At 68.5% G+C, this 18418-nt stretch carries 18 protein-coding genes; 3 read left to right on the top strand and 15 right to left on the bottom strand.

The annotated features are described in order from the left end of the window. Positions 1-623 precede the first annotated feature (623 nt). A complete protein-coding gene (locus HNR30_RS46055) occupies positions 624-2237 on the top strand; it encodes a YncE family protein (protein ID WP_181616573.1) in 1614 nt (537 codons plus the stop codon). Between the two features lie 651 nt (positions 2238-2888). Here the strand turns inward: HNR30_RS46055 and HNR30_RS46050 are convergent. The 4 genes from HNR30_RS46050 to HNR30_RS46035 all read right to left on the bottom strand — a co-directional run bounded on the left by HNR30_RS46050 (position 2889) and on the right by HNR30_RS46035 (position 4833). Next, the gene (locus tag HNR30_RS46050; protein ID WP_181616572.1) at positions 2889-3278 is read right to left on the bottom strand and encodes an STAS domain-containing protein; all 390 of its coding nucleotides are present in this window, start codon (positions 3276-3278) and stop codon (positions 2889-2891) included. Continuing rightward, positions 3275-3634, bottom strand: coding sequence for an STAS domain-containing protein (locus tag HNR30_RS46045; RefSeq protein WP_181616571.1), 360 nt, complete (start codon positions 3632-3634; stop codon positions 3275-3277). Before HNR30_RS46045 ends, HNR30_RS46050 begins: the two co-directional genes overlap by 4 nt. A 157-nt stretch (positions 3635-3791) precedes the next feature. Further along, positions 3792-4241 (bottom strand): MarR family winged helix-turn-helix transcriptional regulator, encoded by a 450-nt coding sequence (locus HNR30_RS46040; RefSeq protein WP_181616570.1) that lies wholly within the window; start codon positions 4239-4241, stop codon positions 3792-3794. A gap of 97 nt (positions 4242-4338) precedes the next feature. Then, positions 4339-4833 (bottom strand): MarR family winged helix-turn-helix transcriptional regulator, encoded by a 495-nt coding sequence (locus HNR30_RS46035; protein ID WP_181616569.1) that lies wholly within the window; start codon positions 4831-4833, stop codon positions 4339-4341. 86 nt (positions 4834-4919) lie between these two features. On the opposite strand from HNR30_RS46035, the gene HNR30_RS46030 reads away from it, so the two are divergent. Continuing rightward, positions 4920-6092, top strand: a complete 1173-nt coding sequence (locus tag HNR30_RS46030; RefSeq protein ID WP_181616568.1) for a PP2C family protein-serine/threonine phosphatase — start codon at positions 4920-4922, stop codon at positions 6090-6092. Between the two features lie 193 nt (positions 6093-6285). Here the strand turns inward: HNR30_RS46030 and HNR30_RS46025 are convergent, their stop codons facing one another. The 4 genes from HNR30_RS46025 to HNR30_RS46010 are packed head-to-tail and all read right to left on the bottom strand — an operon-like array spanning position 6286 to position 9140. Beyond that, a complete protein-coding gene (locus tag HNR30_RS46025) occupies positions 6286-6729 on the bottom strand; it encodes a DUF2809 domain-containing protein (RefSeq protein WP_181616567.1) in 444 nt (147 codons plus the stop codon). Continuing rightward, positions 6726-7529, bottom strand: coding sequence for a fibronectin type III domain-containing protein (locus HNR30_RS46020; protein ID WP_181616566.1), 804 nt, complete (start codon positions 7527-7529; stop codon positions 6726-6728). The genes HNR30_RS46025 and HNR30_RS46020 overlap by 4 nt, the downstream gene beginning before the upstream one ends. Next, on the bottom strand, positions 7526-8110 hold the full coding sequence (locus tag HNR30_RS46015; RefSeq protein ID WP_181616565.1) for a polysaccharide lyase family protein: 585 nt from the start codon (positions 8108-8110) through the stop codon (positions 7526-7528). Before HNR30_RS46015 ends, HNR30_RS46020 begins: the two co-directional genes overlap by 4 nt. Positions 8111-8126: 16 nt before the next feature. Then, positions 8127-9140, bottom strand: coding sequence for a carbohydrate-binding protein (locus HNR30_RS46010; RefSeq protein ID WP_220134762.1), 1014 nt, complete (start codon positions 9138-9140; stop codon positions 8127-8129). Between the two features lie 169 nt (positions 9141-9309). Here HNR30_RS46010 and HNR30_RS50570 point away from each other — a divergent pair, with 169 nt between their 5' ends. Next, positions 9310-10800 (top strand): cellulase family glycosylhydrolase, encoded by a 1491-nt coding sequence (locus tag HNR30_RS50570; RefSeq protein ID WP_181616564.1) that lies wholly within the window; start codon positions 9310-9312, stop codon positions 10798-10800. Positions 10801-10982: 182 nt separating this feature from the next. Here the strand turns inward: HNR30_RS50570 and HNR30_RS46000 are convergent, their stop codons facing one another. The 7 genes from HNR30_RS46000 to HNR30_RS45970 form a co-directional block, all read right to left on the bottom strand. Further along, on the bottom strand, positions 10983-12314 hold the full coding sequence (locus HNR30_RS46000) for an alpha/beta fold hydrolase (RefSeq protein WP_181616563.1): 1332 nt from the start codon (positions 12312-12314) through the stop codon (positions 10983-10985). A gap of 2 nt (positions 12315-12316) precedes the next feature. After that, positions 12317-12673: an ArsR/SmtB family transcription factor gene (locus tag HNR30_RS45995; RefSeq protein WP_181616562.1), complete on the bottom strand. Its 357-nt coding sequence runs from the start codon at positions 12671-12673 to the stop codon at positions 12317-12319. A gap of 278 nt (positions 12674-12951) precedes the next feature. Beyond that, positions 12952-13779, bottom strand: coding sequence for a sugar phosphate isomerase/epimerase family protein (locus HNR30_RS45990; RefSeq protein WP_181616561.1), 828 nt, complete (start codon positions 13777-13779; stop codon positions 12952-12954). Beyond that, positions 13776-14990, bottom strand: coding sequence for an ABC transporter substrate-binding protein (locus tag HNR30_RS45985; protein ID WP_181616560.1), 1215 nt, complete (start codon positions 14988-14990; stop codon positions 13776-13778). The genes HNR30_RS45990 and HNR30_RS45985 overlap by 4 nt, the downstream gene beginning before the upstream one ends. Further along, positions 14980-15912: an ABC transporter permease gene (locus HNR30_RS45980; protein WP_181616559.1), complete on the bottom strand. Its 933-nt coding sequence runs from the start codon at positions 15910-15912 to the stop codon at positions 14980-14982. The genes HNR30_RS45985 and HNR30_RS45980 overlap by 11 nt, the downstream gene beginning before the upstream one ends. Further along, positions 15909-16862, bottom strand: coding sequence for an ABC transporter permease (locus HNR30_RS45975; RefSeq protein ID WP_220134761.1), 954 nt, complete (start codon positions 16860-16862; stop codon positions 15909-15911). Before HNR30_RS45975 ends, HNR30_RS45980 begins: the two co-directional genes overlap by 4 nt. Beyond that, positions 16859-18301 carry a sugar ABC transporter ATP-binding protein gene (locus tag HNR30_RS45970; RefSeq protein WP_376771790.1) on the bottom strand — a complete coding sequence of 481 codons (1443 nt, stop codon included), beginning with the start codon at positions 18299-18301 and terminating at the stop codon, positions 16859-16861. Before HNR30_RS45970 ends, HNR30_RS45975 begins: the two co-directional genes overlap by 4 nt. Positions 18302-18418: the final 117 nt, after the last annotated feature.

Raw genomic sequence — 18418 nt, 5'->3', positions numbered from 1 at the left:
CGCTGAAACAGCTCCCACAGCTCGTCAGGCACCAGCCGTTGAAGGAAGGCATCCACGGATGATCTAACGACTGACCGCCAAATGAGTCACCGTCTAAGCCTCGCGGACCCGACGTGCTCGCCCTGGATGGCGTCGAAGCGGCTGTAATACCTGGTGATGTCGCGGCACCGGCTCGCGGTAGGCGGTCACGCCGAGGCCTGGGTGCCACCGGGAGCCGTCTGCCGTCTCAACCACGTGCTTCGAGCCCATCCTGAGCTGCAGCGTCAGGTTGGAAAGGGCTCACTGTGTCTTAGTTACTTGCGAGAAGGCAGATTCCCGCAAGTAACGGTTCGCCGAGTGGTCCCACCGGCCATGCATCCGCGACAGAGCTGCTCCCGGCTGACTGACGATCGTGAGGGCCTGGCCGCAAGCACGCATTGAATCGCGGCGCCGAAAGGCCTCTAGACGACGGCACCACACAATGCGAATATGTGTTCGATTAATGAAGATCGTCAGTGGAGGCGAGTCCCTAGACATGTCGACCTGATGACTTCGCCTCCTCTCCTGCAGAACGGAGTCCTGTGCGCCCATCTACCGCTGCCCACCCTCCCCTGTCCCGCCGATTAGTCGCCTGGGCCGGAACCATGCTCCTGGCGACTGCCCTGCTCGTCACTCAGACGCCCACCGCTGCGGCCGCAGCAGCCGCCGCGACCGTCATCGACCTCGGCGTCGCCTCCGACAGGGGCGGCGACGTGGTGGGCCAGAGCGGGAAGATCTTCGTCGCCGCCGACGATCGGATCGTGGTCACCAGGAGCGACGGCGCGCTCATCGACACGATCAGCGGTCTGTCCGGTGCCGTGGCCCTGTCCGTGGCGGAGAACGGCAGGAAGGTGTACGCGGCGCTGCGCGATTCGCATGAAGTGATCGAGATCGACATCACGACGCTCGCCATCACCAAGCGAGTCGACCTCACCGCCTACCCGTGCCCGTCCACGCTGGCCCAGTCGTACGAGCGGCTATGGGTCGGATACGGGTGCGGCCCAGCCGGGGAAGGAGGCGTCGTCGCCCTGGAGACGTGGAGGCCGACACCCGCCCTCGTCCCTGTCGGGTCCGGCGCGACGCAGCCTCCGCTGATGGCCGTCGCCGGAAGCACCCTGGTGGCGGGAGAGCCGGGCGCCACCTCGATCAGCGTGTATGACGTCAGCACCGCTCAGGCCACCCCGCGCGGTGAGATCCGCGCCGACACGTCCCTGCGGGACCTCGCCCTCGCCGACTACGGGGCAGCGGCACTGACGGCGCTGGCCGACACCCACCGGTTCGACGCCTGGGACACGACGACCAACGCCAAGACACGCGCCTACGACAGCGGCGAACCGAGCGAGGACGGCCTCCCCACCGCCGTCGCGGCCAGCCCGAACGACGACTACGTCGTGGGCGGCTGGAACTCCCCCGCGGGCGACGCGGCGGAGCTCGTGGTGTACGACCCCGCCACGGCGGAGGTGATCTACTCGGCCAGCCACCAGGGGAAGACGCTGGTGCCAGGCAGCATCGCCTTCTACGGCGTACTCACCTACGCGGTGCTGAAGGAGCCCGGCACCGGGCGGATGCACCTGTGGCGGCTACCGCCTTCGCCGTACCACCCCTCCACCCTGACCATGACACCTCCCGTCGAGGCGACGGCGCTCAAACAGCTGACCTTCACCGGGCGGCTCACGCTGAGCACCGGCGCGCCGCCCGGCGTGCAGAACCTTGAGCTGTACCGCTGGCTCCCCGACGGCACCTCCCGGCCCTTCCAGGAGATCACCACGGCGGCCGACGGAACGTACCAATTCACCGACGCCCCGCCGTCCACGGGAGCGTTCAAGTATCAGGTGTACTGGCCGGGCAACTCATGGTTCCGAGGTAGCGGCTCCTCGGTGACCGTCACGATGGCCAAGTATCGGCCGACCCTTACCATGACCGGACCGGCGACCGGCAACTTCGGCGAGCGACTCGCATTCAACGGCACCTTCGGCGCCGACGGCATCACCTTCCCGCAGACGATTGTCACCGTCTCGCGCAAGATCGTCAGCCCGGACGGCACCGTCACCTCAACGGGCCTGGTCAAGTTGATGCCCGCCGCCGACGGCTCGTTCAGCTTCTCCGATACGCCGACCACCGCCGGCGAACACACGTACGTCGTCAAGTTGTTCGGCAACTCGACCATCGAACCGGCGAGCACCACCCACGTGGTCACCGTCCCCCAGCCGCCCGCGTAGCATCCCGGCGCGGTGGGTGACGGCGACCCGACTCGCCGTCACCCACACGCGCACTGGACCACTGGCTGCTGCCCCGCGGCCACGTCGAGCCCGGCCACACCACGCTGTACGGCGCTGCGCTCCCGCCTGGTTATGTCGCCTGGAACCAGCACCGAATGTCGAGGAGTGGTGCCGTCTCCGGATCGGCGTCAGAGGCGGTGTTGGTGAGTTTGAGCACCACCACACCGTCCGTCTCGCCAAGCGGGAGCCCGAATCGCCGTCAACAAGGAGCGGGTGAACGTGGCGCGCCCCCAGCGAAACGAGGACGTACGACGGTGACCGGTGACGAGGGACGGCCATCCTCGACTGCGAGGAAGGCATAGGAAGGCAGCCGTGGTAGCCCTCTGCTCCCGAAGCTGGCCCAACCCCAAAGTAGCTGTGTGAGTGATCACGATTGCGGGTTCGTGATCGTCACAGGTGGTGACTCGATCTGGTTGGCCGGGGTTTCTGCTTGATCGTGTTGGTGTCGGATGACTGGGAGCGGTCGTCGACGAGGCCGCATCATCGAGCGTGCCTTCTACGAGCTGTGCGTGATCGTGTCGTTGAAGGACGCGATGCTCGCTGGTCGGCCGAGGTGACGGTCTTGTCCTGGGCTGCACGACGACCATGAACCTACACAGCGGGACAGGTTCGCTCGCCGGGGTCTGATTCCAGCAGCGCATCGAGCTTACGTACGGCCCCGGCTACATCAGCGTGCACCGGCCAGGCTTGGCTGAACCCCATGAGGTCCAGGATCCGGGCAACCGGCCCGACGGCCCCCGCGATCTGGAGTGGAAGAGCCCGGTCGTGGGCGCGCCGGTGGGAGAGCACCAGAGCGCGCAGCCCGCTGGCATCACAGAACCTCACCTCGGCCAGGTCGATGACGAGGCCACCGGTCGCGGTGGTGATGGCCATGGCGATCCGGTCGCGTAACCGGTCGCTGTTGGTGATGTCGATCTCGCCCCTCAGACTGACCAGACGGTAACGGCCGAATTCGGACACTGTGATGTCGAGCTCGGTCACACCACTGTCTCCGTCGCGATGGTCTCAAGGATCGGCGAAGCGCTCGGTGCCAGGGTGATGGCCTCAAGGCTGGAGAACACCCCCAGATGCGAGATCAGCCCCAACTGTTCGAGCGTGCGGTACGGTCTCGCGCCCTGCGGAACCACGGCGCTCATCGTGGCCCGCTGGGATTGGACCGCGAAGCGGACCCTGGTCAGAAGGTTCGCCCCGGCGGCGTCCAGAGAGGCCACGTCGGTCAAGTCGAGGACGAGGTGGGTGGTCCCGTCGCGGCAGGAGGCGATGAGATCGTGCATGATGTAGGCCTCGGCCTCTTCGAGGGCGCCTGCGGCGAGGTCCCCGGACATGCTGATGACCATGCAGCCTTGGTGCGGGTGGCTTGAAAGTGCGAGCACGTCGACCTCTCTGAAGAGTGAGAGCGAGGCCAACCGGCCGCGCCCCGCAGCACCCCAAAGGGTACTTGTCGCGCGACAACTATTGCTACTCGGAGAACGCCCTATCCTTGTCGCGTGGCAACTATTTTTGGCTGGCCGCGGCGAATGCGGCCAGGCCTCTGGTGAGCTGGTCCCGCTCGGTAGCCGTCATCTTGTCCATGACCTGCTGCAGGTCGAGCCGCCTTTGCCTGATCAGGTCGCGGATCAGCTGGTCGCCCGCGGCGGTGGCTCGCAACGCGACCCGTCTGCGGTCGTTGTCGTCCGCTGACCTGGTCAGCAAGCCGGCCGCGACGAGGCGGTCGCACAGTCTGCTCGCCGAGGAGGAGGTCGAGCCGATCTGTTCGGCCAGGTCGCGCAGGCTGATATCGGGCCGGGACGCGATGGTCTCCAAGGTGTGGAGCTGCGATGGAGGCACGTGGCCTGCGACTTTGTCCTGGGATCGGCACCATACGCCGATGAAGGCGCAGCCTGCGTCTTCGAGACGGAGGTCGGTGGTCAGGGATGCGGCCGGGTCGTGGAAAGCGTGGGGCACCAGTGCTCATCCTGGGGTCTGTGCGGTCACCTGTACCCGTCAGGTCCCCCAGGCTGGGAGATCTATCCCGATCAAGGTGCGCGATTTTTCGCGGATTTCAGGCGAGCATCGAGCGGTCCTCGGCGGCGCTGCCGCGGTGCCGAACGGTCTGGGCGAAGGCGGCCAGGCCGGTCAGCAGCGTGTCGCGGTCGGCCGGGTCCATTACGGCCAGGACGTCAGCGAGCGCACGGCGCCTGACCTCGCGCAGGCCATCCAGCAGCTGTTGGCCCTGCTGGGTCAGACGCAACCGGATCTCGCGCCGGTTGGACGCAGGGACGCGCTCCAGCAGGTCGGTCGACTCGAGCCGACCGCACAGCCTGCTCGCCGACGACAGCAGCGCGTCCAGCTCTTCGGCCACCCGGCTGACGTTGACCTCTCTCTCGCGCTCCACCAGGAACAACACCCGCAGCTGGGTTGTGGGAACGGGGCTGTTCAGATGATGGGCCGCCCACACCGTGGCCAGCACACCCGCGGGCTCGTCCATGATCGCTGCCAGCTGCGCCACGTCGTGGGCATCGCCGGGAGATGGGCGGAGCGGGCGCGCGGCGGTCATGCTTTCTACTGTTACACACCTCCACCGGTCCCGAGCACGTCACGAAGAACCCTGCGGTACCCGCAGCCCTACCCGAAGGCGACCCGATGATCAATGAACGGCTGATGCGGCTGGAGGTCGCCTTGTGGCAGGCCCGGCCGCACGCGGTCGCCGACACCGCGGTACAAGCGATCATCTCCGGGTTCGGAGCCGACGGCGCGGAGATCTACCTGGTGGACTACCAGCTGGCCTATCTCGTCTCCACAGCCGCCGGACGCGAACCGCTGCGGATCGAGCAAACCCTGGCCGGACGGGCCTTCGCCGCTCAATCGACCATCGCCGAGGACGACGGCCGCCGCCTGCACCTGCCACTCACCGTCTACGGCGATCGCCTGGGCGTCCTGACCGTCACGCTGGCCACCCCGCTCGGCCCCGAAGGCCAGGACGGTCTCGAAGCAGCCGCCACGATCCTGGCCCGCACCCTGGCGGTCGCCGACGCCCGCACCGACACCTTCCGCCGCATCCGCCGCCGCAACCGGCTCACCCTCGCCGCGGAGATCCAGTGGGAGCTGCTGCCCGGCCGGTCCTGCGTCAGCGACGAGTTCGAGCTCGCCGGCCAGCTGGAGCCCGCCTACGCCGTGTGGGGCGACAACTTCGACTGGGCCGCCGCCCCCGACCACCTTTTGGTCTCGGTCACCAACGGCATGGGCCAGGGCATCGACGCCGCCCTGCTCACCCAGCTCACCATCGGCGCCCTGCGCAACGCCCGCCGCTCCGGCTCCGGACTCACCGAACAAGCCGCCCTGGCCAGCCAAGCCGTCTACGCCCAGCACGCCGGCGACCAGTACGTCGGCACCCTGCTGCTGCGCTTCGATCTCAACACCGGCCGCGTGCAGGCCATCGACGCCGGATCCCCCCTGCTCTACCGACTCCGCGGCGCCACGGTGACCCCCATCACCCTGGATTCCCAGCTGCCTCTGGGCATGTTCAACGACACCGAATACGTCACCGAGGAATTCACGCTGGAGCCGGCAGACCGGCTGTTCATCGTCAGCGACGGCGTCAGCGACTCCCTGGCACCCAACGGCATCACCTACGGCGCCACCGCCCTGACCGCGGCCTTCAAAGCCACCCGCATGCAAAACCCGCCCGAGGTCGTCCGCACCCTCATGCGCGAGATGATCGCCTACATCGACGACGCCCAACCCACCGACGACGCTGTCATCGTCTGCCTCGACTGGCACGGCCGCCAAACCCTGCACCACAGCGACAGCTCATGAAACTCGCAGGCCGCCTCGTTACAGGTCAAAGGGACCGTGCGGACACATCCTCATGTCTCGTTGGTCGTGGCCAGCCCGTCACACTTTGGGGCTAGGGTCTGTTTCGGGAGCGGAGGGGCGTGGTGCTTGTTCTCAGGCCCTATCGTGCCTCGCAACCCCCGACGACCTCACTGCTGTGGGGACCTCCGTCCCGTCAGCGGGCCGGTGGAATGGCATCCGAGAGTCCGCCGGACTGATCTCCGGTTCGGACCGATCGGCGTTCCCAGGCCAGGGCCACGCACACCCCGACCGCATAGGCGACCAGGTCCCATGGGTCGGGGAACGCGCCGACCAGGACGCCGCCGAAGCCCGGCGGCGTCATGCCGACTATTTGGTACAACTCGACGGCGGCGGCGATCGCAGCCGTGGCCAGGGCACGGCGGGCGGCGGTGGTGCGCCACAGCAGCCCCAGGACCGCGTAGACCAGCATGGTGGCACCGACATCACTCACGTAACCGCGGATGAACGGTTGTCCCGGCCCCCGGTAGAAGAGGGTGAATGCGCCGACGGCGAGGGCAACACCACCCAGAAGGATCATGGCGCGGCGCATGAGATCGACATCTTCTCCGAGCTCTACGATCAGGACGAACCCGATCATAGAGCCCGGCCCTCAGAACCTGTTTGAGATCCCATGACTGATCGGTTCATCTGCGTGGTGACCGGTTCTGCTCTGATGCTTGCAGCCGGCATCCTGTTCTCGCCGAGGAGATCGCCAAGGTCTTGGGCAGAGCCCCGCGCGGATGATGGGTCGGCTCCCGTCGTCTGGGTGGCCAGGTTGGACGGCGGACCGTAGTAGAGCGCGCGCACCCGGTAGCTCGCGCGCTTCTCCTCGGGCAGTGTGACGATGCCGAAGGCGTTCACGTCCGGGTCCAGGAGCGCCAGCACCCGCTCGCCGCTCTCCAGCAGGTAGCCCTCCTCGTCGGAGGCGTGGTCGGTCCAGGTGAACCGGATCCCGTTGGCGTGCACGATCGTGGCGCGCAGCCCGCCGGGCGTGCCACGGGGGCCGGTGGTGACCGGGCCGGTGCGGATCACCTGCGGGTCCGCCCAGGCGTGGTCGGCGCCGGGGTCCAGCTCGCCGGGCGGCAGGCTGACTTCGACCGCGTTCGACGTGGGCCCGCCGTACGGCCGGAGCCGGTAGTGGAAGCGGGTGTGCGGGATCAGCTCTTGGTGCTCGTACGAGGTCTGCCCCGGCGGCGCGAACGCCAGAATCGTCCATGGCCCCGCGGGGTCGGTGGCGAACTCCACCACGTGGCCGGTGTCGCCGGCCTGCCAGGTGAGCGTGATGTCGGTGGGGCCGGCCAGCCGGGCCTGGAGCCGCGGCGTCCCGGTGATCTCCGGTACGGCGGAGCAGCCCGCCAGCGCCAGCACGCAGATCACCAGGAGCCGGGTTCTCATCATCTGCGCCAGAATCCGATGTTGCTCCACTGGACGGTGATCTGCCCCTGGCCGCTGGCGGTCCGGTAGGCGCCGAACTTGTCGTAGAAGCTGCCGCTTGGGCTGGACACGGTGTGCTTGCGCGAGCCGTTGATGTAGGTCCGGTGCTCGCCGCCCACCACGTGCACGGTGTTGACGCGGACGGTGGTGCCTACGGTCGCGCCGGTGGCGATGGTGGTGCCACCGTGCACGGCGTACAGGCGCCCGCCCTTCTCCACAGCGAGCATGAAGAACGGCCCGGTGGTCTGGAAGGTCTGCTTCAGGCTGATCCTGGTGCCCGACATGCTGCTGATGCGGAAGTAGCCCTCGAACTGTCGGGTGCCGCTGGAGTAGGTGGCGTAGCGGCGTTCGGCGCGCTGGTCGCCGGAGGCGTCGCTGCAGGTGAGCTTGAAGGTCAGCCCGCTGATGTCGCCACAGCCGCGTTCCTGCTCGGTGTAGGTGGGCGAGTAGGAGGTCCAGGATCCGCTCTCGACGGGTCCGGCCATGGCCGGTGCCGGTAAGGCCGCGAGCAGGGCCGCCGCGGCCGGGAGGATGAGTAGTCGCATGATCGCCGATCCCTCTCTAGAGGCGCTGCCACAACGCGGGAGTGGTGGGCGGTTCCCAGCCGGTCTGAGCCGTGTGCGCCTGGAGGCAGCGGTAGGTGACGCCGTTGTAGGTGACGGTGGCGCCGACCGCGTAGGCCGTACCGGGCTGCCAGGAGGTGGTGCCGGTCTGCGTGGGTGTGGGTGTGGGCGTTGGCGTGGGAGTGGACGACGGCGAAGGGGTGGAGGTGGGGGTGGGCGTCGGGCTGGGCGTGGTGGTGGTGCCGGTCTGCTGGTAGGCCTTCATGTTGCGCAGCAGCAGGTAGGTGTCCTGAAGCGAGCCGGAGGTGTCGCCGAGGGAGCGGTAGATGCCCCACTTGGGTCTGACCCGGTCGGCCAGGAACGTGTCCACGCCGGTCCTGGTGGCGTCCACGACGGTGCTTCCCGCGCTCTTGACCACCCAGCGGACCGAGCCCGCGGTGCCGTCGCCGATCTTGATCTCGTACTCGATGTCGATCCACTTGTTGTGCAGGGGCTCCAGGTTGGTCCGGCCGACCAGGACGTCACCCGCGATGACCTTGTGCTCGATGGTCTGCACGCCGTTGACGCGGCGCAGCGAGGTGACGGTGATGGGTGAGGTGCCGCTGCCCGGCTGCTTGGTCTGGAAGATGTGGGTGAAGCTCGTGGTGGCCTTGAGCGAACTCGGGATGTACATGGAGTAGGTGACCCGCCAGGTCTGGCCGAGCTTCCACTGCAGGTAGGACGTGGAGGAGGTGCGGTTGCCTGTGACCTCGTGCCGCTGCCGGTCGGTGGAGGTGTCGCGGTCGACCATGTGCATGTCGAAGCGGTAGGAGTCGCCCGACACCTTGATGTGCGGGCCGAAGCTGGTGTGCGAGTCGGCGCGGTCGTCCTCGAGGGTCTCGAACGCGCCGAGACCGACGCCGGCGGGGGTGGGGCTCCAGCGCAGCGTCCACACGGGCGCGGCCTGGGCGGGCACGGCCATCGTCACCGCGAGGACCGCGGCGGCGCAGGCGAGTAATCCGGATTTCGTCACGGAAGGCTCCAGGAGTTGGGGGGTGGCCTCCCATGCTGCACGCCGCCAGTTCGTTAGTAAAGGTTCCTATCGATCTAATTTTTTCTTCCGTCAACTATTGTGCGGCCGCAGCCTCGCCTCTATCCTCCTCCATAATTAGGAAAGCTTACTAACGATTGGAGCAGGAGCGATGCGCCGCATCACCCCCCTCGTCGCGCTCGCTGCGTTATGCGCCCTCGGCACAGCGCCGACGCCCGCATTCGCGCAAGCCGTACAGCACTCGGTGGTGGCCTACCCGGCCTGGAGCGCCGGGACCTACTACGCCGTCGGCGCACGAGTCACCTACGGCGGGATCGACTACGAGTGCCTGCAGGCGCACACCGCGCTGGCCGGCTGGGAGCCGTCAGCCGTCCCCGCCCTGTGGAAGGCCGTCGGAAGCGGGGGCGGAGGGGGCGGCGACACGACCGCACCGAGCGTCCCCGGCAGCCTGCGGGCGACCGCCACCACCTCCAGCAGCGTCTCGCTGGCCTGGAACGCCGCCACCGACAACGTCGGGGTGACTGGCTACAACGTCTACCGCGGCACCTCACTGGTGACGACGGTGTCCGGCACCACCCACACCGACTCGGGGCTGAGCGCGAGCACGAGTTACACCTACACCGTCCGGGCCCGTGACGCCGCGGGCAACCTGTCGGCGGCCAGCGCCGCCGTAACAGCGACCACCTCCTCCGGAGGCACCACGCCCACCGGCACCCCCGTCCAGGCCAACGGCCAACTGCGGGTCTGCGGGGTACGGCTGTGCAACAAGAACGGCAAGCAGATCCAGCTGCGGGGCATGAGCACGCACGGCCTGCAGTGGTACCCGCAGTGCGTCACCGACGGCTCGCTCAACGCCCTGGCCAATGACTGGAAGGCCGACGTCGTCCGCCTGTCGATGTACATCCAGGAGGGCGGCTACGAGACCAACCCCCGCCTGTTCACCGACCGCATGCACAACCTGATCGACAAGGCCGTGGCACGCGGCCTGTATGTCATCGTCGACTGGCACATGCTCACCCCGGGCGACCCGAACTACAACCTGTCGCGAGCCAAGACCTTCTTCACCGAGATCGCCCAGCGGCACGGCACCAAGCCCAACGTGCTCTACGAGATCGCCAACGAGCCCAGCGGCGTCAGCTGGTCGACCATCCGCAGCTACGCCAACCAGCTCATTCCGGTCATCCGCGCCCAGGACCCCGACAACATCATCCTCGTCGGCACCCGCGCCTGGTCCTCGCTCGGCGTCTCAGAAGGCGGCAGCGAGACCGAGGTCGTCAACAACCCGGTCAGCGGCACGAACGTGATGTACACCTTCCACTTCTACGCCGCCTCGCACGGCTCCACCTATCTCAACACCCTCTCCAGGGCCGCCGACCGCATCCCGATGTTCGTCACCGAGTTCGGCACCCAGAACGCCGCCGGCGAGGGCGCCAACGACTTCACCCAGTCGCAGGCCTACCTCAACCTGATGGCCCAGAAGAAGATCAGCTGGGTGAACTGGAACTTCTCCGACGACAACCGCTCCGGCGCCGTCTTCAAGACCGGCACCTGCAACGCGGGCGGACCGTGGACCGGAACGGCGCCGTTGAAGGAGGCCGGAATCTGGATCCGCGACCGGGTCAGGACCGCGGACGACTTCTGACCCCCGTGAGCGGCCGGAGGGCATGATCCAGGACCCGGGACCTCGTCACGGACCGTGGCGGGCGCCGCGGCCACCGAGCCCCGAGAGCACCGGATCGGCCCTCCACCCGGCTCAGCCGTACGGCGGGCCGGCGTGAACTCTGTCACGGAGCTCCCGCCGGCCCGCACCGCTGCCTGTCATCGTCAGCCGAGCAGGAACCCGCGCGCCTGCTCGGCGACCGGCTCGGGAGCCATCCAGAAAGCGGAGTGATCCTGGCCGTCGAGCGTCAGCACGGTGACGTTCGGCAGGATCGCGGCCAGCGCCTCGGCCCCGGCGCGCATGAAGTCCTCGCTGTCGCCGCCGACGGCCACCGCGATCGGCGCCTTGATCGACCAGCGGTCGGCGGGCAGCGGCTTGCCGTCCTGCAGACCTCGCATGATCTGACCGTCGTAGGCGTAGGTGTGGGCGTACGCGGCCATGGCATCCCAGGAGGGGTCCTGCTTCATCGCCGGGATGTACTCGGCCGGGACCCCGATCATCTCGGTCATGAAGTATTCGACCGCTTCGCTGCGTTTTCCGGCCGCGACCAGGGCTCGCTGGTGTTCGACGTAGCCGGCGGGCGCCGGCGGCCTGGAGTCGTCGACGATGAACGCCGGCTCGTACAGATAGAGCCCGGTGACCTTCTCCCCTAGCGCGCTCGCCGCGTCCAGGGTCAGCCCGCACCCTCCGGATCCGCTGGTCAGCGCCGCGGATCCGCCCGCGACCTCGATGAGCGCGGCGATGTCGTCGATCTCGCGCGCCGGATCGTAGGGTTGCGGATCACCGCTGGCCCCGCGACCGCGCCGATCGAAGCTGATCACGGTGAAGTCCTTCGACAGCGCCGCGGCCACGCCCGCGACGCCGGTGTGGTCCTCGGCGACGTTGCTGACCACGATGATGGCCGGGCCTGACCCACTCTTCTCGTAGGCGATCGTGGTGCCGTCGGCGGAGGTGACGGTGGAAAGCTCAGACATGATCGTTTCTCCTTCATGGTTGGAGGGGCCGTCCAGCAGCCCGCCGAGCCGGTCGAGGGCTTCGGCGTAGCCGTCGGCCATCTGAAGGTCGACGGCCCGCTGCAGGGCCTTGCTGTCGGGAAAGCTCGCGGCGACGGAGACGAGGCAGCCGTCGCCGGCGGTGGTGAAGGTGACCGAGGTCGGGAAGGCGTCCGTGCCGTCGGGCTGCCAGGCCGCGTCGGCGAACACGTCGTCGTAGGCGAGCTCGCGACGATCGACGACGGTGGTGTAGGTGGCGATGGTGCGCACCGGCGCGGCCGAGCCGTCCATCGGCGCGATCTCGAAGCGCCAGCGTCCTCCCGGCCGCACGTCCATTTCGTGCACGGTCGCGGTCCACCCTTGCGGCCCCCACCATCGAGTGATCGCCTCGGCGTCGGTCCAGGCCCACCACACCCGCTCGACCCCGGCCGCGTACGTGCGGCTGATGCGGAGGGTGTTGGCCGACCTGTCGACCACGATCCCGTCGGCGGCGTCTGGGGACATCTTCAAGCTCCTCGTCGATCGTCGGTGTCGTCGGTGTCGTCAAGAAAAGTGCCGAGGCGATCCATGCGCTCCGACCACAGGACGGCGAATCCCTGGACCCAGTCGCTCAGCTCACGCATCGCGCCCGGGTGCAGCCGATAGATGCGCTGCTGGGCCCGCTTGGTGACCTCGACGACGCCCGCCTCGGACAGCAGCCGCAGATGCCGGGACACCTGCGGCTGGCCCAGGCCCAGCGCCTCGACGATGTCACCCACCGAGTGCGGGCCCTCCCTGAGCAACTCGACGATCCGGAACCGGTTGGGCTCCGAGATCGCCGTCATTCGCAGTTGCACGCTGTTGACCACACATCGAATATACATGGCGCTGTATATACGCGCAAGAACATGTACAGAGCTGAGGCAGCCCGTCAGCTGGCAGAGGCGGCGCGACGGCGGCGATTGTTCGGTGACCGGCAGCCGTTCGCGCGAGCAGCCGCAGGAGCGCGTCATCCTCCGGCATCCTCGACCGGTGCGAGCTGGAGTGCCGGGCCCGCCCCTCGGTCTAGCGTCATCGTCAGCGTCTACCTACCGGGACCCGCCCCGGCAGGCCGGGGCCGCCGGGGTGGTCATCTGGGGCGGCGACCACGCCACCACCCGGTTCACAGCGTGCGAAGGAAGGCGAGTCCCTCCACCGCCAGCGCATCCTGACTGGGCGCGAGCGGCCGCCAGATGGAGGCCGCGGTGGCGATCGTCTGGTTGTGGGCGGTGAACGACTCGATGACCAGCGGCCCCCGATAGCCGGCGGCGTCGAGCGCGGCGGTGAAGTCCGGCCAGGCGAAGCGGTCCTGGCCGGGTGCGCCCCGGTCGGTCCCGCACACCTGAACGTGTGCGATCCGGTCCGCGGCCAGCCGTACGGCTGCCGCGGGATCCTTCTCCTCGATGTTGAGGTGGTAGGTGTCGAGCGTCAGCCCGGCCTCCTCGGGAAGCGCCTCCAGCGCCTGCTCCACGGTGTTGATCAGGCTCGTCTCGTAGCGGTTGAGCGGCTCGACGGCCAGCCGTACCCCGTGCTCTGCCGCGTGGGCGAGCACGGGCTTGAGGTTTTCGCGCAGCTCCGCGTAGGCGCGCAAGCGCTCTTGCGCCGACATGCGCCAGGTACGGCCGACGGAGGTGTAGGCCGGTCCCCCGATGACCGGCGATCCCACCGTCGCGGCCACGTCCACGCAGTGCCGCAGGTAGTCCTGCGTCTCGGCCACCGTGTCCGCCGCGACCAGCTCGCGGCCCGGCGGCATGACCAGCACCACCGAGGCCGCGAGCCCGTGCTCGTCCAGGAGGTCCCTGGCACGGACGGGGTCCCAGTCGCCGGGCTGCTCGACGGGCAGCTCGATGACGTCGAATCCCCATCCCGCGATCTGCGGCGCCAGCCGTGCCAGGTCGTCGTCCGTGAGGGGCGAGACCCAGACCCAGGTGTTGACGCCGAGCTTTCTCATCCCTTGCCGCCCCAGTTCGCCGGGAAGCCGGGCAGGGTCTCGCAGCCGCACAGGGCGTAGTGCAGGGGCGGCATGTTCGGCTTGAGGTACTGGTCGAGGTTCTCCGCAGTGATCTTGGGCTGCGGCAGCTTCCAGGTCTTCGGCACCTCCTCGCCCTTGAGGATCTTCAGGGCGGCGATGACCGGGGTGCGCCACTGGTAGGTCGGGTAGGTCGGGGCGACGGCGGTGAGGTTGTTGTCCTTCCACTTCTGCAGGAAGTCCTGCTGGTCCTCGCCGACGATCGGCGGCACGGGCAGGCCCGCGTCCTCGAAGGCCTCGATCGCGGCGACCGCCGTGGCGCCCGCGTCCATCCAGACTCCGTCGATCTTGCCGTGGCGCTGCACGTAGTCGCTGACGATGTTCTTGGTCTTGGCCGCGTCACCGTCGGTGAACTCCACGCCGACGACCTCGAGCTGCGACTTGTCGAAGGTGACCTTCGCCGCCGACCAGCGCGTCTCCAGCACGTCCACGCCGGGCAGGATGCGCAGCGCGAGGATCTTGCCGCCGGCCGGCACCTTCTCCACCAGGAACTCGGCACCGTCGGCGCCGAAGGCGTAGCCGCCGATGGGGTTGATGAAGGTGACCGGGCAGTCGGTCTCCACGCCGCGGTCGAAGACGATGACCGGCACCTTCTGGCAGGCCGCCTCGACGGCCGGGGTGAGGGTGGCGGTGGTGTTGGGCGAGACGATCAGCGCGTCGCAGCCCTTGCCGGTCAGCTCGGCGATGTCGGAGATCTGCTTGTCGTCCTTGCCCTCGGCGTCCAGGGCGGTGAACTTGGTGATCTCCTTGTGCAGGCTCACCTCGGCCTGCATGTTCTTCCAGCCGACCTGCCGCCACGGGTTGTTGACCGCGGCGTTGGAGAAGCACAGGTGCACGTCGCCGGACTTCTTGTAGCCGGCCGTGTCGGTCATCTGCGGGTCGATGGCCTGCTCCCACGGCTTGTCCGCCGGACCCTGCGCCTGCTTGGTGCGCATCGCGAGTTGCGCGTCGTAGTCGGCCTGGACGAAGAACTTCGACTGCTCGCCCGTTCCGGCGGCCGGGGACTCGGTGGCCGAGGCCTGCGGCGCGGTCGCGCCCTGGCTCGCGGTCACGGTGGCGGTGGGTTTGTCGCTGGCGCAGCCTGCCGCGAGCAGCGCGACCGCGACGACCGCTAAAGACGTGCTACGACGCATGTGCGTCTCCTTTTCGGGGGGTTGGCGTAAGGCGGGGAAGCTGTACGGCTCCCGCGGCCACGGCCGCGATGATGATGACGCCCTGCAGGGTGTACTCCAGCGCTCCGGAGATCCCGTAGAGGTTGAGCAGGGTGAACATGGCTTCCAGGGTGAACGCGCCGCCCATCGCGGCGACGACGGAGCCCCGGCCGCCACCGAGGGCGACGCCGCCCAGGACGACGGCGGTGATCGCGGAGAACTCCAGTCCCTGGCCGACCTGCGCCGAGACGCCGGCGAATCCGCCGAGCATGATGCCCGCGACCGCCGCGGCCAGGCCGGAGATGACGAAGGCGAGGATCCTGGTCCGGGTGACCCTCACGCCGGACAGGGCGGCGGCCCGTTCGTTGTCGCCGGTGGCTATGAGGGTCCTGCCGTAGGTCGCCCGGGTGAGCAGCACCGCCGCCACGCCGACCACGACCATGATCGCCACCGCGTACAGGGTGTCGCGGCCGAAGATCCGGAACGTCTGCGACAGCGCGCCGCGTGGCGCGCCGCCCGTCCACAGGAAGACCGCGCCGGACAGGATCAGCATCATGCCCAGCGTGGTGATGAACGAGGGCACTCGCAGCAGGGTCGTCACCACGCCGTTGACCAGCCCGACCAGCAGTCCGAGCGCCAGCAGCAGCGCGAGCACCGGCCAGGTGGCCGCCTCGTTCCCGTCGATGAGGCGGGCGGCGACGACAACCTCGACGGTCACCAGCGAGCCGACCGAAAGGTCGAACTCGCCGGAGACGATCACGAAGTACTGCCCGGCCGCCAGGATCACCAGGGGCGCGGCCCTCTTGACGAACGCCAGGAAGCCGGCCGGTTCGAGGATGAACGGGTTCGCCAGCGCGATCGCCGCCAGCAGGAGGACCAGCACCACGAAGATGGCGTATTTCATGACTTGCGCCTCCTGACGTAGACCGCCACCGCCGCCACGATGACCACACCGCGGACCACGTCCTTGAAGAAGGAGTTGACCTCCAGCAGGTTGAACAGGCTGTCCAGGACCGCCAGCAGCAGCACGCCGCCCACCGTCCCCGCCACCCCGCCGCGCCCACCGGCCAGGGCCGTACCGCCCAGCACGACCGCCGCGATCGACTCCAGGTCGTAGCCGCCGTCGGTGCCGACGGTCGGCGCCCCCGCGCCCAGCCGGCTGGCCAGCAGCAGGCCCGCGATGCCCGCGCACAACGAGCAGAGCACGTGCGTGATGATCACCACGCGGTCGGTGCGCACCCCCGACAGCCGGGCCACCTCGACGTCGCCGCCGACGGCGTAGATACGGTAGCCGGTGCGTGTCCTGGTCAGGATGAACCAGACGGCCAGCGCGACCCCGGCCCAGAGCAGCGCCGAGACGGGGATCGGGCCGATCCGGTCGTAGCCGAGGCGCTGGAAGGAGTCGGGCACTCGTCCGGCGGGGCCGTCGTACAGGTGGTCGAGCACGCCCTTGATGACGAGCGTCATGCCGAGGGTGGCGATGAAGGCGTGCACCTTGAACTTCGTGATCACCGCGCCGTTGACCAGCCCCACCAGAACGCTCACCGCCAGGGCGCCGGCCACGCCGCCGGCCACGTTCCCGCTCTCCATCATCTCGGCGGCCACCAGCGAGGTGAGGCTGATCAGGACCGCCACCGACAGGTCGAGCGAGCCGGCCAGGATCGCCAGGGTCTGGCCGATGGCCACGATGCCCAGAGCCGCCGAGCGTTGCTGGATGCCGACGACCGTCTCCATCGACATGAACTCCGCGCCGCCGACGATCGCGCCGAGGACGAGCACGGCCAGCAGGGCCAGGAAGACGACCTGCGCGGGGCCCATTCTCAGGGACAGGCTGCCCAGCACCCTCTCGCTCACGCCGCCGCCTCGTCCGCCGCGGCCAGGTGCATGATGGTCTCCTCCGAGGATCCCGGCGGCAGCTCTCCGGCCAGGCGTCCCTCACGGAGGACCAGGATCCGGTCGCTCATGCCGATCAGCTCGGGCAGTTCCGAGGAGATCATGAGCACCGCCATGCCTTCCCTGGCCAGCTCGCGGATCAGCTCGTGGATGGCCGCCTTGGCGCCCACGTCCACGCCGCGGGTGGGCTCGTCGAAGACGAGGACCCTGGGCGCGACCGTCATCCACTTGGCGAGGACCACCTTCTGCTGGTTGCCGCCCGACAGGTAGCGGACCTCGCGCTCGGGGTCGGGTGGCGCGAGCCGTACTCTGCTCAGCAGTTCGCGCACGCGCGCTGCCGTACCGCGTCCCATGGCACGGGAGACCAGCAGGGCGTTGTCGCCGACCGACTGGCGTAACGCGAGCCCTTCGGCCTTGCGGTCCTCGGTGACCAGCCCGATGCCCGCCGCGATGGCCTGGCGCACGGAACGGGGGCGCAGCGGTGTCATGGTGCCGTGGGTGAACGGCTCGGCGCCGAAGACGGCCTTGGCCAGCTCGGTACGGCCGGAGCCCTGCAGCCCGGCCAGCCCGGTGATCTCCCCGGCGCGCAGGTCGAGGTCGATGTCATGGAGCGTGGCGTTGCCGGCGCCGCGGATGCTGATCACGACCTCGCCCTTCTCCTCCGGCGCGGCCCTGGGCGGGTAGTAGTGGCTGAGCTCGCGGCCGACCATGAGACTGACCAGCTCGCTCTGGGTGACGTCCGCGGTGTTTCTGGTGGCCACGAGCGCGCCGTCCTTCAGGACGGTGACCCGCTGCGACAGGTCGAAGATCTCGCGCATGCGGTGGGAGATGTAGAGGATCGCCATGCCGCGCTCGCGTAATCGGCGCACGAGGTCGTAGAGCAGCTCCACCTCGTGCTCGGCCAGTGAGGCCGTCGGCTCGTCCATGACGATGATGCGCGCGTCGACCGACAAGGCCTTGCAGATCTCGACCACCTGCTGCTGGGCGACGCTGAGCCGGCCGACGGCATCGCGTGGGCCGAAGGTGCTCTCCCCCAGCTCCAGCAGGAGCTTCGAGGTCTGGCGCTCCATGGCGGAGCGATCGACCATGCCCCGCCGCGTGGGCTCCCGTCCGAGGAAGACGTTCTCCGCGACGCTGCGCTCGGGCAGCAGGGTGAGCTCCTGGTAGATGATCGCCACCCCGGCTCGCTGGGCGTCGAGCGGATGACCGAAGGTCACCGGGACGCCGTCGATGGAGATCGTGCCGGCTTCGGGGGTGTGCACTCCCGCGAGGATCTTCATGAGGGTCGACTTGCCGGCGCCGTTCTCGCCGACCAGCGCGTGCACCTCGCCTGCCTCGGCGTCAAGGCTTATGTCAGACAGGACACGAACACCGAGGAAGCTCTTGTCAATCTCCCGCATGCTAAGCATGCAAACCTCCTTGGTTACGTCGAATGTCGACATAATCACTGGATGGCCTGGATCGTAAGAGCCACTTATAGCGACGGTCAAGCAAAAGGCATGATAGAAACCTAAACA

Source organism: Nonomuraea soli (assembly GCF_013761175.1).
Classification (GTDB): Bacteria; Actinomycetota; Actinomycetes; order Streptosporangiales; family Streptosporangiaceae; genus Nonomuraea; species Nonomuraea soli.
The sequence above is the reverse complement of the archived record's forward strand: the minus strand, read 5'-3'. Positions and strand labels throughout refer to the sequence as shown.